The sequence below is a fragment of the Gammaproteobacteria bacterium genome, from assembly GCA_009838035.1.
Lineage (GTDB): Bacteria > Pseudomonadota > Gammaproteobacteria > Steroidobacterales > Foliamicaceae > Foliamicus.
The window spans coordinates 1-14,174 of the sequence record VXSK01000028.1; the positions used below are offsets into that span (position 1 = coordinate 1).

Below are 14,174 nucleotides of genomic sequence, written 5' to 3' on the forward strand. Positions count from 1 at the left end.
TGAACGGCTCGCGGTCGATGATGGGCACGAAGTCGTAATGCCTGGATTGAGTCAGATTCGACATGGAGGTCTCCTTTTGTGGATTGTGGTCCGGAGCGTTTGCCTGAGCTATAGACTCTGGAGGTATTCGAGGGCTTCCGCCTTGGACACCACGTCGCCGTACTTGGCGTGGATGTCGAACAGATTGGCTTCGTGCGGCCCGTCGTGCCGGTCGCCAACGCATTCGCGGACCACGATTGGCCGGTAGCCGTGCTGTACGGCGTCAACCGCGGAGGCGCGGATGCAGCCCGAGGTGGTGCAGCCCAGAATGATGAGCGTGTCCGCGCCCCTGGCGGCCAGGATCGATGAAAGGCTGGTGCCGAAGAAACAGCTTGCGTAGTTTTTGGTCAGGACCGTTTCTCCCTCGGGCGGGGCGACCTCGTCGCAGAACTCGGCATACAGATTGCCGGGCACCAGGTCCTTGAGCACCGGCGCCTTGAGCGTCCAGACGCCTCCGTCCTCGTAATTGGTCGGGTTGTAGAGCACCCGGGTATGGATCACCGGCACGCCCCCGGCGCGGGCCGCCTTGATGACGTCCGGCACCTCCTTCAGGCAAGCCACGACGCCCGGCGCATAGAGCGGCGAACCTTCGGTCGTATATCCCTTGAGCAGGTCGATAACGATAACGACCGGTTTCTTGCCGAAGCCGAGACGATTGTCCCAGACGCCGGCGTAGTTTTTATCGGCAGCTTGCGCCATGATGCTCTCCCCTTCGTTTGGCAGTTTGCAAGTCGTTTCCCGGTTGCCGTGGCGCCGGACACCCTGCGGTTGCATGGAACCAGGTTGCCGCGGCAAGGCCGAATAGTATCACCCGTATTGCGCGCGCGGCGTGGCGGGTGGCGGGTTTCCGGACTATCCGGCCCCCATCACAGTACTTCCTCCAGCAGGCCCGTCCTGACGTTGTAGACAAAGCCGCGAACCTTGTCCCTTACGGGGATGAACGGGCATGCCTGGATGCGGCGAATCGACCGGCGCACGTTTTCCTCGAGGTGCGTAAACGACTCCAGCGCGAACGAGGGCCGTAGACCGGTGTCCGCTTCGATCTCGTCCTTCAGTTCATCATCGCGGAAAGTAAGCATTCCGCACTCGGTGTGCTGGACGACAACGATCTCCTCGGTGCCCAGCAGGCGCTGCGAAATCAACAGCGAGCGGAGCACGTCATCGGTCACGACGCCTCCGGCGTTGCGGATCACGTGCGCGTCGCCCTCGGAAAGGCCGAGCAGCCTGCCGGTCTCGATGCGGGCGTCCATGCAGGCCACGACCGCGGCCTTGCGCCGCGGGGAAGCCGGCGCGTCGGCCTTGTCAAAGTTCTCGGCATAGCGCCTGTTGTTTTCGACGCAGAAGTCGGCAAATGTCTTGGCGCCCATGCTGTTTCATGCTCAATGGGGTTGCATATAGTCGGGGGCGGCAGTTTACTCCATCCGAGAGCCGTCGCTCCTCGTGTTTCCATCGCCCTTCGTTCGTCTCCCTCCTCGTTGGAGACGCCATCCTGGCTCGATTCTCGCTGTTTGTGCTTCCTCGCCCTTCGTTCGTCCCCCTCCTCGCTGGAGACGCCATCCATGGCTCGATTCTCGCTGTCCCTGCTCCAACGCTCCCACGAGGATGGGGACGAACGAAGGGCTAGAGTTGGCGCTACAAGAGCTGGCGGCGTACAGCTCAATTGCGACGGCGTTTTCCTGTATAATTTTCTCCCTCGCGGTTGCGGGGTGGAGCAGTCAGGCAGCTCGTCGGGCTCATAACCCGAAGGTCACAGGTTCAAATCCTGTCCCCGCTACCAATATTGGTTTTGCGATGGCCCCGCGAGGGGCTTTTTTGTGCATGGTGAATTTGATTCTGGACAGGCTGAACGGACTGCTGGAGCCCTGCGTCGAAGCGATGGGGTACGAACTGGCGGACCTGGAACTGAAACGCGAGCGGCGCGGCCAGGTGCTGCGCCTGTTCATCGACCAGGATTCGGGCATCGGTCTTGAAGACTGCGAGCGGGTGAGCGGCCAGGTCAGCGCACTGCTCGACGTGGAGGACCCGATTCCGGGGCATTACAACCTGGAGGTGTCATCGCCCGGTCTCGACCGAAAGCTGGCGAAACCCGAGCATTTTGACCGCTTTGCGGGGCGCCGGGTGCAGGTGAGAATGCGCGGCCCGCATCTCGGCCGCAGGAACTTCGGCGGCACGCTCCTGGCGCGCGAAGGCGATGTCATCGTGCTGGACGTTCACGACGGAACCGGGCGGGTCGAACTGGACTTGGGGGACGTCATGGTGGCGAGACTGGCTCCGGAAATTCGCTTCGAGGACTGACGGATGTTTGGCAGCAAGGAAATACTGGAAGCCGTGGAGCTTCTGTCCAACGAGAAAGCCATCGGCAAGGACGTGGTCTTTTCCGCCGTGGAGGCGGGCCTCGCGGCTGCGCGGCGCCGGCTGCTCGCCGAGGACGTCGAGATCCGGGTGGCCATCGACCGGCATACCGGCGAGCAGGAATACTTCCGGCAATGGGAGGTCATGGAAGACGAGTCCGAGGAAATCGAAGCGCCCACACGCCAGTTGCGCCTTGCCGAGGCCCGCCAGATCGATCCCGAGGCGGAACCCGGCGGTGTCGTGGAGAAGCCCATGGACGGTATGGACCTGGGCCATATCGGCGCCTACACGGCCAAGCACGTCATCAACCAGAAAGTACGCGAAGCCGAACGCGCGCTGATCCGGGAACGCTACCAGGGCCGGATCGGCGAATTGCTGAGCGGCGTGGTCAAGCGTGTGGACCGGAACGGCGTTTACGTGGACCTGGGCGGCGGCGTCGAGGGCTTTGTGCCGCGCGAGCACATGATTCCGAGAGAGCCGATTCGCCCGCAGGACCGCGTCAAGGGCCTGCTCTACGAGGTGGCGACCGAAACCCGCGGACCGCAGTTGAAGCTGACCCGGACCAGCCCGGAATTCCTGATGGCCCTTTTCAGGGTGGAGGTTCCCGAAGTCGGGCAGGACCTGATCGAAATCCTGGGCGCGGCCCGCGATCCGGGTGCGCGGGCCAAGATCGCCGTGCGTTCCAGGGAGCCCAGGATCGACCCGGTGGGCGCCTGCGTGGGCATGCGCGGATCGCGTGTGCAGGCCGTCACCAACGAGATTGCGGGCGAGCGGGTGGATATCATCCTCTGGGACGAGAACCCGGCGCAGTTCGTCGTCAACGCGATGTCGCCGGCCGATGTCGTGCAGATCATGGTGGATGAGGACCACCGCCGCATGGACATCGCCGTTTCCGAATCCATGGTGTCCCAGGCGATCGGCCGCGGCGGGCAGAACATACGCCTGGCCAGCCGCCTGACCGGCTGGGAACTGAACGCCATGACGCCCACCGAGATCGAGTCGAAGATCGAGGGGGAGAATCGGCAACTCATCGAAATGTTCCGCGAGCAGCTGTCGGTGGGCGAAGACGTCGCCCAGGTGCTGGTGGACGAGGGAATCACCGATCTCGAGGGCATCGCCTACTCCCCGGTCGCCGAGCTTTACGCGATCGAGGAATTTGACGAACCGCTGGTGGACCAGTTGCGCGGACGCGCGCGCGACGTGCTGCTGATGGACGCCCTGAGCCGCGAAGAGGAAATGGAGCAGGCCGCCCCGGCCGACGACCTGTTCGAAGTGGAGGGCATGACCCGAGCGCTGGCTTACTCGCTGGCCGGCCAGGGCGTATCCACCCGGGAGGACCTGGCCTGGGAGGAAGCCGACTACCTGGCCGAGCATATCGAAGACCTGACGGAAGAGTTTGCCGGCCAACTGATCATGGCGGCGCGGGCGCCGTGGTTTGCCGAGGAGGAGCAGGAGGAGGCGCAGGCGGAAAATGACTGACCTGACTGTCGCCAAACTTGCCGAGAATCTCAAGGTGCCGGTGGAGCACCTGATGGACCAGCTTGAGCGCGCCGGGCACAGCTTCGAGGACGCCAGCCAGACCGTGCCGGACGTGGCCCGCGAAGAGTTGCTGGCCTTTCTGCGCAGCCGTCACGGGCACGGTGAGTCCGTGTCCAGGGACTCCGCGATGCCGCGGGAAATCAGCATTACCCGCCGTGAATCGGTGGAGGTAGTGCAGGTTGACCAGGGGCGCCGCCGGGCCGTCCAGGTCGATTTTCGGCGCAAGAGGAAATTCGTAAACCGGGCGGCGCTGGAGCGCGAAGCCCTTGCGCGGCGCCAGGAAGAGGAAGCGCGCAGGCTGGAGCAGGAAAGCCAGGCCGCGAAGGAAGCTGAAGAGAAGGAGAAGCAGCTCGCCGAGGAAGAGGCGCGCAAGGAGAAGGAGGAGGCCGAACGCGAGGAGGCGCTCAAGGCGCAGGCCAAGGAAGACGCCGAAAAGCAGGCGCAGGAGGAGGCCGATCTCGAGAAGGCTCAGGAACAGGCTCGCCTGGAGCGGGAGCAGGCGGAGCGACAGGCGGAGGAGAAGCGCAGGGCGGAGGCGGCCCAGGCGGCCCGGGTCCGCGAAGATGCCGCGCGCAAGCCGGCGAGGGCCCCCAAGGCTGCACGATCGAGGAAGGCTCCGCCGAGGGAAGAGCTGCACGTGGCCGCCCATGTGCGCCCGCGCCGCACCCGACGCCGCAAGGCGCGCCGGCACGCGACGGCCAAGGTGGAGAACGTCAACGCCTTTGTGCGGCCCGCCGCGCCGATCGTGCATACGGTGGAAGTTCCCGAGTCCATTACCGTGTCGGAACTGGCGCGCCAGATGGCGGTCGGCGCGGAGAAGGTGATCGCCAAACTCATGCAGGAAGGCGTGTTGGCGGGCATCAACGATACCCTCGACCAGACGACCGCGATGATCATCGTCGAGTCCATGGGCCACGAGGTCGTCGCCCAGGCTGAAGCCAACGAAGAGGCGGTACTGCTCGAGCGGGCCGTTACGGTTTCCGGGGAAGAGGAGCCGCGCGACCCGGTCGTGACCATCATGGGCCATGTCGATCACGGCAAGACTTCGCTGCTGGATTACATGCGCAGCAGCAGCATCGCCGCTTCGGAAGCGGGCGGCATCACCCAGCACATCGGTGCTTACCGGGTGCGGACGGGCGACGGCGCGATCACCTTCCTGGACACGCCCGGCCATGCGGCCTTCACCGCCATGCGGGCCCGGGGCGCCAGCCTGACCGACATCGTTATCCTGGTCATCGCCGCCGACGACGGCGTGAAGCCGCAGACCGAGGAGGCGATCAAGCACGCGCAGGCCGCCGAGGTGCCCATCGTGGTTGCGATCAACAAGATCGACCTGGAGGACGCCGATCCCACTCAGGTGCGCAACCAGCTCAACGTGCTGGGCCTGGCGCCGGAGGAATACGGCGGCGATACGCAGGTCGCCGAGATTTCGGCCCTTACCGGCGAAGGCATCGACGATCTGCTTGAGAAAGTACAGCTGCAGGCGGATTTGCTGGAGCTCATGGCGAAGCGCAAGGGCGGCGCCCGCGGCGTCGTGATCGAATCGACCATCGAGACCGGCCGCGGGCCGGTAACTACGCTCCTGGTGACGGAGGGCCGCCTGCGCAAGGGCAACATTCTGCTGGCCGGCGCGGAGTTCGGGCGGGTCCAGTCCCTGCGCAACGAAAGCGGCAAGCAGATCGACCATGCCACGCCTTCCACGCCGGTTGTGGTGCAGGGTCTTTCCGGCGCCCCGGAAGCGGGCCAGGACGCGGTCGTGTTTCCGGCGGAACGCTATGCAAGGGAACTGGCCGAATGGCGCGCGCGCGCGGCCCGCGAGCGGCAGCTTGCGCAGCGCAAGGGTCAGCCGGCTTTCTCCGGCGCATTCCCCGGCGAAGACGAGACCCAGACCGTACGGCTGCTGGTGAAAGCCGACGTGCGCGGCAGCGTCGAGGCGCTGTGCGACGCGCTGGCGCGCCTGAGCCGCGACGAAGTGGAGGTGGATCTCGTATCATCCGGGGTCGGCGGCATCACCGAGTCCGACATCAACCTGGCGGCCACGTCGGAGGCTTCCGTGATCGGCTTCAACGTGCGGCTGGATCCGGGCGGACAGCAGGCGCGCAAGGCCACCGGCGTGGAGGTGCGATACTACAGCGTGATCTACGAAGTCCTCGATGACGTGCAGGAGGTCATCAAGGGCCGCCTGGCGCCGGTGCTGCGCGAATCCATCGTGGGCAACGCCGAAGTCCGGGAAGTGTTCCACTCACCGAAATTCGGGGACATTGCGGGCTGTCTGGTTACCGACGGCCTGGTCAAGCGCAACAATCCCATACGAGTCCTGCGGGATGCCGTGGTGATATACGAAGGCGAACTGGAATCCCTGCGGCGGTTCAAGGACGATGTCGAACAGGTGCGGGCGGGAACCGAGTGCGGTATCGGCGTGCGCAACTACAAGGACGTGCGCGAAGGCGACATCATCGAGTGTTTCGAAAGCGTGGAGGAGGCCAGGACCTGACGGGCCTCCGTGCCGGAGCACCCGGGCGCAGCAGCCGCTGACGGACGTGCCCCGCGAATTTACACGCGCGCAAAGGCTGTCCGCGCGGGCATTGCGCGTTTTCGCCACCATGACCTATTCGGAACTTCGCGACCCGCGGCTGAGCGGCGTCCAGTTCACGCATGTGGCGTTTTCGCCGGACTTGAGCGTCTGCCGCGTCTGGTACCTGCCCGGATCCGCCGACGGGGAATCGACCGCGGCTTCCCTGAAGGCTGCGAGCGGCTACATGCGCAAGCGCCTCGGGGAGTCCTTTCGCCTTCGCCGGCAGCCGGAACTGCGGTTCGTGCTCGACGAAAGCGTCGCCCGGGGCGAGGCGCTGGAAGGACTGATCGAGGACGCCGTGCGCAGAGACCGGGCGGCCCGAAAGTGACGGGCCCCGATCGCAGAAAGCGTGACGTAAGCGGGCTGCTGTTGCTCGACAAACCGCCCGGAATGACGTCCAACGCGGCCTTGCAGCGGGTCAAGCGCCTGTTCGCCGCCCGCAAGGCGGGGCACACGGGCAGCCTGGACCCGATCGCCACCGGAATGTTGCCGCTGTGCCTCGGCGAGGCCACGAAGTTGTCCGCATTCCTGCTCAAGGCGGAAAAGACCTACCGCGTGACCGCCCGGTTCGGGACCAGGACGGACACTGGAGATGCGGCCGGAAAGCCCGTTGCCGAAACCGTGCAACGGCCGCGGGAACGATCGCAACTCGAAGCCGTCCTGAGCCGGTTTACCGGGGAAACCGAACAGGTTCCGCCCATGTATTCGGCGCTCAAGCACAAGGGCAGACGGCTTTACGAACTGGCGCGCGCAGGACAGACCGTGGAGCGCGCGCCCCGGCGTATCCGCATTCGCCTGTTCGAACTGGAGGAGTATTCGCCGGCGGAGGCCGTGTTCCTGGTGGCCTGCGGTGGAGGGGTGTATGTCCGCACCCTGATTGAAGATGTCGCCGAATCAATCGGCACGCTTGCCCACGTGAGCGCGCTGAGGAGGCTGGGCGTGGCGCCGTTTGAAGAATCGGGCATGGTGACCATGGACCGGATCGAGGCCGTTGCGGCCGGGCGACGTTCCGGGCTGGATGCGCTTCTCCTGCCCGCCGATGCCGCCGTTCCGGCTTTACCTGCCGTAAGGCTGTCTGCGAGCGAGAGTTTCTATCTGCAGCGGGGGAACCCCGTTGCCGCGGCCTGTGGGACGCGGCCGGGTCCGGTCCGTCTGTACGCGGCTGCCGAAGGCTTCATCGGCATAGGGGAAGCCACAATCGATGGCCAGGTGGCTCCGCGCCGCCTTCTGAAGCCCCAGGGGGAACATCTCCGCGGGGGCGAATAGGGCGTTCTACGCTTGCGAACCGGAGTACAATACGCCGCTTGAACAAGGGCTGAAGAAAACAGGCATGCCACTTACGACAAGTGATATCAGCGCGACCGTGCAGGAATATCAGCGCGGTTCGGCGGACACAGGGTCCCCCGAAGTGCAGGTTGCGCTGCTGTCGGCGCGCATCAATGCGTTGTCCGGCCATTTCCGGGCGCACAAGCAGGATCATCATTCGCGCAGCGGCCTGCTGCGCATGGTCAATCGCCGCCGCCGGCTACTCAAGTATCTGCGGAACAAGGATCAGGAACGCTATGCCAAGCTGATTTCCCGCCTCGGCCTGCGACGCTGAGCGACCGGGGAATGTTTGCCCGAACCACTCCGCCCATGGAGTAAGGATGGCGTGCGCACAAGGGGCGCGTCGAAACCATTGCAAGAGAGGAAGCAGTGTCTATCGTAACGAAAGAATTCCAGTACGGCAGCCATACGGTAACGCTGGAAACAGGAAAAATCGCGCGCCAGGCCGATGGCGCCGTCGTGGTGAGCATGTCGGAAACCGTCGTGCTCGTAACCGTTGTAGGCGCCAGGGAGGCCGATCCCAGCCGGGATTTCCTGCCTCTGACGGTGAACTACCAGGAAAAGACCTATTCCGCGGGCCGGATTCCCGGCAGCTTTTTCCGCCGCGAAGGACGGCCGACGGAAAAGGAAACCCTGACCTGCCGGCTCATTGACCGGCCCCTGAGACCGATGTTCCCCAAGGGCTTTCACCACGACGTCCAGGTAATCGCCACGGTGCTGTCCACCAACCAGGAAGTCGATCCGGACATACCCTCCATGCTGGGTGCGTTCGCGGCCATGGCGCTGTCGGGACTGCCCTGCGCCGGGCCGATCGGAGCGGCCAGGGTGGGATGGGTGGACGAAGAGTTCGTCATCAACCCCACCGCCACGGAACTGGAGTCGTCGAGGCTCAACCTCGTGGTGGCCGGCACCGAGAACGCCGTGCTGATGGTGGAATCGGAAGCGGACCTGCTGCCGGAGGAAATCATGCTGAATGCCGTACTGTTCGGGCATGAGCAGATGCAGGCGGCGATCCAGGCGATCGGAGAGTTCGCCGCCGAGGCCGGCAAGCCTGCCTGGGACTGGCAGCCGAAGGCGGAGAACGAGGAACTCGCCGCGGAGGTGACCCGCGTCGCCGGGAAGGATGTTTCCGCGGCCTACACGGTCACGGAGAAGACCGAGCGCAATGAGAGCCTTCGCGAAGTCCGTGCGCGGGTAATCGGGGAGTTGGCTGCCGAGGACGCAGCGTCTTCGGAGTTGCGGGAACTAACGTCCGCGCTCAAGAGCCTCGAGAAAGACATCGTGCGCAAGCGGGTGCTGTCGGGCGAGCCGCGTATCGACGGCCGCGACAATTTCACGGTTCGCGGTCTGGACATCGAGGTGGGCGTGCTGCCCCGCACCCACGGTTCGGCATTGTTCACTCGCGGCGAAACGCAGGCCCTGGTCACCGCAACACTGGGCACCGACCGCGACGCGCAGATCGTCGAGGGCCTGGAAGGCACCGGCCGCGACCGGTTCATGCTGCACTACAACTTCCCGCCGTATTCGGTGGGGGAAACGGGCTTCATGACCGGACCCAAGCGGCGCGAAATCGGCCACGGGCGGCTGGCCCGGCGCGGCATAGCGGCGGTGCTGCCCAACATGGAGGAGTTTCCGTACGTGCTCCGCGTGGTCTCGGAGATCACCGAGTCGAACGGCTCCAGTTCCATGGCCAGCGTCTGCGGTTCCAGCCTCGCGCTGATGGACGCCGGCGTGAAACTGAAGGCCCCGGTGGCGGGCATTGCGATGGGCCTGGTGAAGGATGGCGACGATTACGCGGTCCTGACGGACATTCTGGGCGATGAGGACCACCTGGGCGACATGGACTTCAAGGTGGCCGGCGCCGAAGAGGGCATCAGCGCCTTGCAGATGGACATCAAGATCGACGGAATAACCAGGGACATCATGGCCGAAGCCCTGGAACAGGCACGCACGGCGCGCCTGCACATACTGTCCGAGATGAACAAGGTGATAGCGACGTCCAGGGAGGAGATCTCCGACTGGGCGCCGTCCATCTTCACGATGCAGATCGACAGGGAGAAGATCGGCGACGTGATCGGCAAGGGTGGTGCCGTTATCCGCTCGATTACCGAGGAAACCGGGGCGGAAATCAATATCGAGGACGACGGCACGGTGAAGATCGCCTCGGTCGATGGCGAGTCCGGCAGAGAGGCGCGCCGGCGGGTCGAAATGATCGTTTCCGACGTCGAAGTCGGCCAGATCTATGACGGCAAGGTGGCGCGGCTGATGGACTTCGGCGCATTCGTCACGATCGTTCCGGGCAAGGACGGCCTGGTGCACATTTCGCAGATTTCGGACGAACGCGTGGACCGTGTCAGCGACCGTCTTTCCGAGGGCGACGCGGTGCGGGTCAAGGTGCTGGAAGTGGACCGCCAGGGCCGGATACGCCTGAGCATGCGCAACCTGGACGGAGAATCGGAGGACACTGGCTCGTCGCCCCCTCCGCGCAGCCGGGTTCAGGAGATCGAAGTCGGCAAGGTCTACGAGGGCACCGTGTCCAGCGTGATGGATTACGGCGCCTTCGTTACGGTGCTGCCGGGCACCGACGGTCTGGTACACATATCCCAGATGTCCGACCGGCGCATCGAGCGCACCAGCGACGTGGTGAAAGTGGGCGACAGCGTCAGCGTGCGGGTCATGGAAGTGGACGGGCGCGGGCGCATCCGCCTGACCATGCGCGGCCTTCAGGACGGAGGCGCCGCCGCCGGCGATGGCGCCGGCCGCCGCCGCCCACGCCGCCGCCGCCGCGCCTGAGCCTGGGAGCGAGGGCATGTCCCTCGCGGCGTCCCGCGGGTAGCCCTTTCCGTTTATGGGAAAATCGCTCCGCGTGCCGCCCACGCGGAGCCAGGCCGCCTGAGGAGCGAATGATGCCGCGCATAGCCAATAGATTCTTGCCCTGTTTGATTGCGACCGTGGCGATTGCCGCCCCCTCGATTCTCGCTGCACCTGCCGACGAACCAGACGTCGCTCCGGATACTGAAATCACACCGGCTCCGACAGGGGAGGAGCAAAGTGACGATCAGGCGCCTATCGAAGAGGAGCTAAGTGACGATCAGGAGCCTATCGAAGAAATCGTGGTAGAGGGCGAGCGCCCCAGGCCCCGCCGGCCAAGAGTGTCGCCCAATAGACCGTTCGTGGGATACGTGGAGAACCGCCCGGGCAGAAGGGTGATTGTCGGCGTCGCTTTGCCCAGGACCATGGAATCGCTTACTTCCCGTATAGAAGATTCGGCGTACAACGAATCTCCTCCTCTCGACATTGCGAATGAATTGCGCGAGGCATGTGCTTCGACAGGTTTTTCGGGAGAATCGGGCTTCCGGCCGCGCTATCGACAAAACAGCTTGCTGTCGTGGGCAATGAGGGAACGGGTTCCTTGGCGTTACCGCGAAGAGGGTTCCCTGCATGCCTATGAGTGCCTTGGCGAGAGACGTGAGGCTGTTGCGGTAGAAATCGACGAGATGTGGGTGCAAAGTGTCGTCGATCGCTGGGAATTGAACGCTGACGAAGCCGACCGCTTACGTGCTCTTGAGCATGAGGATATCGTCCTGATCCAGCAATTCTCGCAAATCGTCGAGCCGACGGACGGCACTCCCGGTGAGTGGGTAAGAACGCCTTTGCCCGATTTGCAAAACAAATCGTTGCTCGATGCGCTGCTCCATGAGGACGGGGACGAGCCTGCGACGAAGCAGGCGTTTGAGCTGGTTCGCGAAGTTGTGACCTTCGTCAAGGAACAGTCATGATCTGTTTCAGAACCGCGATGCGTTGATCCAGGTGTCGGAGCGGGCCCAGGCCCGCTCGAAATCCCGCTGAACGGCAGGGTCCGGTTTGCCCTGCGCGGCGAGCGCTTCGCGCAGGCCGAACAGTGACCAGCCGTTGCGGGGATGCTCGGCGAGATCGTCGCGGTACACGCGTTCCGCTTCGGCATGACGGCCTGCCTCGAGCAGCGCCGCGCCCAGCCAGTGACGCGCTGCGAACGGCAACGGTTCCGGCTCGTTGAAGTCGAGCTTGCCTTCGTGTTCGGCGGCGCGCTCGAATGCGTCGATGGCGGCGTCCAGATTGCCGTCTTTGCGACTGACCTCGCCGGCCAGGATTTCCGCCAGCACGCCAAGCAGCAACGAAGCGGGCTCGAAGTGGGCCCTGGCGTCGGTTGTTTCGGCAAGCTCCCTGAGCCGCGCGAGGTGCGCCCGCCCGGTATCCGGCTCGCCGAGCCTGACGCTGGCGTAGCCCTGCGCGAAGTCCCACACCCCGGCGGCATAGTCGCGCCGTGGACGGTCGCCCGCTTCGGCGATCTCATCGAAACGGCCGAACCGCACGAGCGTCAGGAGTTGCAGGGACTTGCGGCGGGTCAGCTTTGCGTAGTCCTTTGCGGCGCGCAGCGCGACTGCGCCCTGACCGTCGTAAGAGGCCGCGAATGACAGCATTTGCAGATTGTGCGTGGGGTAGGTCGAAACTCCCAGGGAAGCCTTCGCCTTGAGGTCCGTGTGCCAGGCCTGGATGCTGGCGCGAACGCTGTCTCCCCAGCGCCCCACTTCGTTGAAGGTGTGCGATGGCATGTGGTTGATGTGGCTCGCTCCGGGAATGGCGTTGCCGATGTGCTCGGCGCAGGGTTCCGCAACTTCCGGACGGGCCGTCGATTCGGTGGCGTGTATGTAGAGATGGCAGGCGCCCGGATGGCGGATGTCGCGCGCCAGCACGCCTTCGAGCACGGCGTGAATCCGCTTCACGTCCGGATCTTCGAGGTCGCGGTAGCCGCGCCTGGGCTCGAGCAGAAAAAGCGCCTCGGCGTACAGCGTCGCCGCGTCGGGATCGTCCGGATACTGCTCGGCCAGCAGCTGCGCCGCATCGGCGTAGGCCCGATCCTGGACACGGCGGTCCTCGTAATCGTAATCGGCCACATAGCGGACCGAAAGCGCATCGATATAGGCCTGCTCGCGCGGGCTGGCCTTGCCGCGCAGGTCGCGAGCCCTGCCGATTGCCGCATACGCATACGGCGCCTCGCGCTCCCGCATGTGAACATTCAGATACGAACCCCAGGCCCATGCTTCGCCCCAATAGCAGATGGCGCACTCGGGGTCGGCTTTCTGCGCTTCGCGAAACGAGCGCACGGCTTCGTACTTGGCGAATGCGTATCTGAACTGAAGGCCCTGGTCAAAGAAGGCCTGGGCTTGCGGATTGTCCGACGATATCTTGTGCGAAAAGGGGCCGAGCGCCTCGGGCATGTGCGGGAACGGCTCCGCAAGCATGGCGTCCAGTCCGCCGGCCGAACGCTGTTGCGCCGATGCCGCCAGGGACACGAGCAGCAACAGCGCGGCCGCCGCCGCGGCCCGGCTTCGCCAATTCGCCAATTTCCTGATTGAATCCCCCCTGGAGTGCGTTGCGCGGCGCTAATGCCTGATTCGCGGGATCACCGGGTAGTGCGGTCGCGGTACTGCCGCTCGGCCATTTCGCGGTGCTGCTGGGCCTCCACCGACAGCGTTGCCACCGGGCGGGCTTGCAGCCGCTCCAGGCCGATCTCCTCGCCGGTTTCCTCGCAATAGCCGTAGCTGCCGTCATTGATCCGCTCCAGCGCGGCATTGATTTTCTTGAGCAGCTTGCGCTCCCGGTCGCGGGTCCTCAGCTCCAGGCCGAATTCCGATTCCTGGGTCGCACGGTCGCTGGGGTCGGGAAAATTGCTGGCATCGTCGCGCATGTGATGCACCGTGCGCTCCACTTCGCCCATCAATTCCGCCTTCCAGGAGAGCAGTATCTTGCGGAAATGCTCCAACTGGGCGTCATTCATGTACTTCTCACCCTTCTTCGGGCGATAGGGAGCAATGCCGTGTATGAGTTGGTCTTTCATGGTGTTGCAAGCGCGCGGCATTATAGCGTTATGCGGTCTCTTCGGCGCGGCTTTCATCCACCGGCGAATCGGGGTCCCATCCCGGCGAACGGTGCTCCGCCGTGACCGTGGTGTAGAGACCGCCCCGGACATTGAAGCGGGCGCTGATTCGCATATGGCGCGGCCGGGTCAGCGACACCAGTTCATCGAGGATCTCGTTTGTGACCGCCTCGTGAAACGCGCCGCGGTCGCGGAACGAGTTCAGATACAGTTTCAGCGACTTGAGTTCCACGCAATGGGCGTCCGGCACGTAGTCGATCACAAGCTCCGCGAAGTCCGGCTGTCCGGTCTTGGGGCACAGGCAGGTGAACTCGGGCGCGCGCACCCTGATGGTATAATTGCGGCCCGTGCGCGGGTTCGGGAAAGTCTCCAGGATGGGGTTCATGGCAGGGCAATTTACACCACCAGCCCCGCCCTTGAGAACCG

Annotated in this window: 12 protein-coding genes, 1 tRNA gene and 1 pseudogene; 9 read left to right on the forward strand and 5 right to left on the reverse strand. The window is 64.6% G+C overall.

Annotation, left to right across the window (positions count from 1 at the left end):
• Positions 1-108 precede the first annotated feature (108 nt).
• Positions 109-738 carry an isochorismatase family protein gene (locus F4Y72_11065; GenBank protein MXZ28825.1) on the reverse strand — a complete coding sequence of 210 codons (630 nt, stop codon included), beginning with the start codon at positions 736-738 and terminating at the stop codon, positions 109-111.
• A 167-nt stretch (positions 739-905) separates the two neighbouring features.
• Positions 906-1,406, reverse strand: coding sequence for a carbonic anhydrase (locus tag F4Y72_11070; protein MXZ28826.1), 501 nt, complete (start codon positions 1,404-1,406; stop codon positions 906-908).
• Positions 1,407-1,739: 333 nt separating this feature from the next.
• Between F4Y72_11070 and F4Y72_11075 the strand changes: the two genes are divergently transcribed.
• The 9 genes and pseudogenes from F4Y72_11075 (at position 1,740) to F4Y72_11115 (ending at position 11,610) form a co-directional block, all read left to right on the forward strand.
• A tRNA-Met gene (locus F4Y72_11075) sits at positions 1,740-1,816 on the forward strand.
• 14 nt (positions 1,817-1,830) lie between these two features.
• Entirely contained in the window at positions 1,831-2,334 is a 504-nt protein-coding gene (locus F4Y72_11080; protein ID MXZ28827.1) for a ribosome maturation factor RimP, read from the forward strand.
• 3 nt (positions 2,335-2,337) lie between these two features.
• Positions 2,338-3,870: a transcription termination/antitermination protein NusA gene (gene nusA, locus F4Y72_11085; GenBank protein MXZ28828.1), complete on the forward strand. Its 1,533-nt coding sequence runs from the start codon at positions 2,338-2,340 to the stop codon at positions 3,868-3,870.
• On the forward strand, positions 3,863-6,424 hold the full coding sequence (gene infB / locus F4Y72_11090) for a translation initiation factor IF-2 (protein ID MXZ28829.1): 2,562 nt from the start codon (positions 3,863-3,865) through the stop codon (positions 6,422-6,424). Before nusA ends, infB begins: the two co-directional genes overlap by 8 nt.
• Positions 6,309-6,833: a 30S ribosome-binding factor RbfA gene (gene rbfA / locus F4Y72_11095; protein MXZ28830.1), complete on the forward strand. Its 525-nt coding sequence runs from the start codon at positions 6,309-6,311 to the stop codon at positions 6,831-6,833. Before infB ends, rbfA begins: the two co-directional genes overlap by 116 nt.
• Positions 6,830-7,771: a tRNA pseudouridine(55) synthase TruB gene (gene truB, locus F4Y72_11100; protein ID MXZ28831.1), complete on the forward strand. Its 942-nt coding sequence runs from the start codon at positions 6,830-6,832 to the stop codon at positions 7,769-7,771. Before rbfA ends, truB begins: the two co-directional genes overlap by 4 nt.
• A gap of 64 nt (positions 7,772-7,835) precedes the next feature.
• Positions 7,836-8,105, forward strand: a complete 270-nt coding sequence (gene rpsO, locus F4Y72_11105; GenBank protein MXZ28832.1) for a 30S ribosomal protein S15 — start codon at positions 7,836-7,838, stop codon at positions 8,103-8,105.
• Positions 8,106-8,200: 95 nt separating this feature from the next.
• Positions 8,201-10,288: pseudogene (pnp, locus tag F4Y72_11110) on the forward strand (polyribonucleotide nucleotidyltransferase).
• Between the two features lie 482 nt (positions 10,289-10,770).
• Positions 10,771-11,610 carry a hypothetical protein gene (locus tag F4Y72_11115; GenBank protein MXZ28833.1) on the forward strand — a complete coding sequence of 280 codons (840 nt, stop codon included), beginning with the start codon at positions 10,771-10,773 and terminating at the stop codon, positions 11,608-11,610.
• A gap of 6 nt (positions 11,611-11,616) precedes the next feature.
• On the opposite strand, the gene F4Y72_11120 is transcribed toward F4Y72_11115, so the two are convergent.
• Genes F4Y72_11120 through queF form a run of 3 tightly spaced genes read right to left on the reverse strand, consistent with a single transcriptional unit; the run spans position 11,617 to position 14,133 of the window.
• Entirely contained in the window at positions 11,617-13,215 is a 1,599-nt protein-coding gene (locus F4Y72_11120) for a hypothetical protein (GenBank protein MXZ28834.1), read from the reverse strand.
• A gap of 59 nt (positions 13,216-13,274) precedes the next feature.
• Positions 13,275-13,730 (reverse strand): RNA polymerase-binding protein DksA, encoded by a 456-nt coding sequence (gene dksA, locus F4Y72_11125; protein ID MXZ28835.1) that lies wholly within the window; start codon positions 13,728-13,730, stop codon positions 13,275-13,277.
• Positions 13,731-13,737: 7 nt separating this feature from the next.
• The gene (gene queF / locus F4Y72_11130) at positions 13,738-14,133 is read right to left on the reverse strand and encodes an NADPH-dependent 7-cyano-7-deazaguanine reductase QueF (protein MXZ28836.1); all 396 of its coding nucleotides are present in this window, start codon (positions 14,131-14,133) and stop codon (positions 13,738-13,740) included.
• Between the last annotated feature and the right edge of the window lie 41 nt (positions 14,134-14,174).

What these genes read in the sequence shown, in the direction of transcription:
- infB (MXZ28829.1), top strand. Translation starts at nt 3,863, where the DNA reads ATGACTGACCTGACTGTCGCCAAACTTGCCGAGAATCTCAAGGTGCCG.
- dksA (MXZ28835.1), bottom strand. Translation starts at nt 13,730, where the DNA reads ATGCCGCGCGCTTGCAACACCATGAAAGACCAACTCATACACGGCATT.
- F4Y72_11070 (MXZ28826.1), bottom strand. Translation starts at nt 1,406, where the DNA reads ATGGGCGCCAAGACATTTGCCGACTTCTGCGTCGAAAACAACAGGCGC.
- rbfA (MXZ28830.1), top strand. Translation starts at nt 6,309, where the DNA reads ATGTCGAACAGGTGCGGGCGGGAACCGAGTGCGGTATCGGCGTGCGCA.
- queF (MXZ28836.1), bottom strand. Translation starts at nt 14,133, where the DNA reads ATGAACCCCATCCTGGAGACTTTCCCGAACCCGCGCACGGGCCGCAAT.
- nusA (MXZ28828.1), top strand. Translation starts at nt 2,338, where the DNA reads ATGTTTGGCAGCAAGGAAATACTGGAAGCCGTGGAGCTTCTGTCCAAC.
- rpsO (MXZ28832.1), top strand. Translation starts at nt 7,836, where the DNA reads ATGCCACTTACGACAAGTGATATCAGCGCGACCGTGCAGGAATATCAG.
- F4Y72_11065 (MXZ28825.1), bottom strand. Translation starts at nt 738, where the DNA reads ATGGCGCAAGCTGCCGATAAAAACTACGCCGGCGTCTGGGACAATCGT.
- F4Y72_11080 (MXZ28827.1), top strand. Translation starts at nt 1,831, where the DNA reads ATGGCCCCGCGAGGGGCTTTTTTGTGCATGGTGAATTTGATTCTGGAC.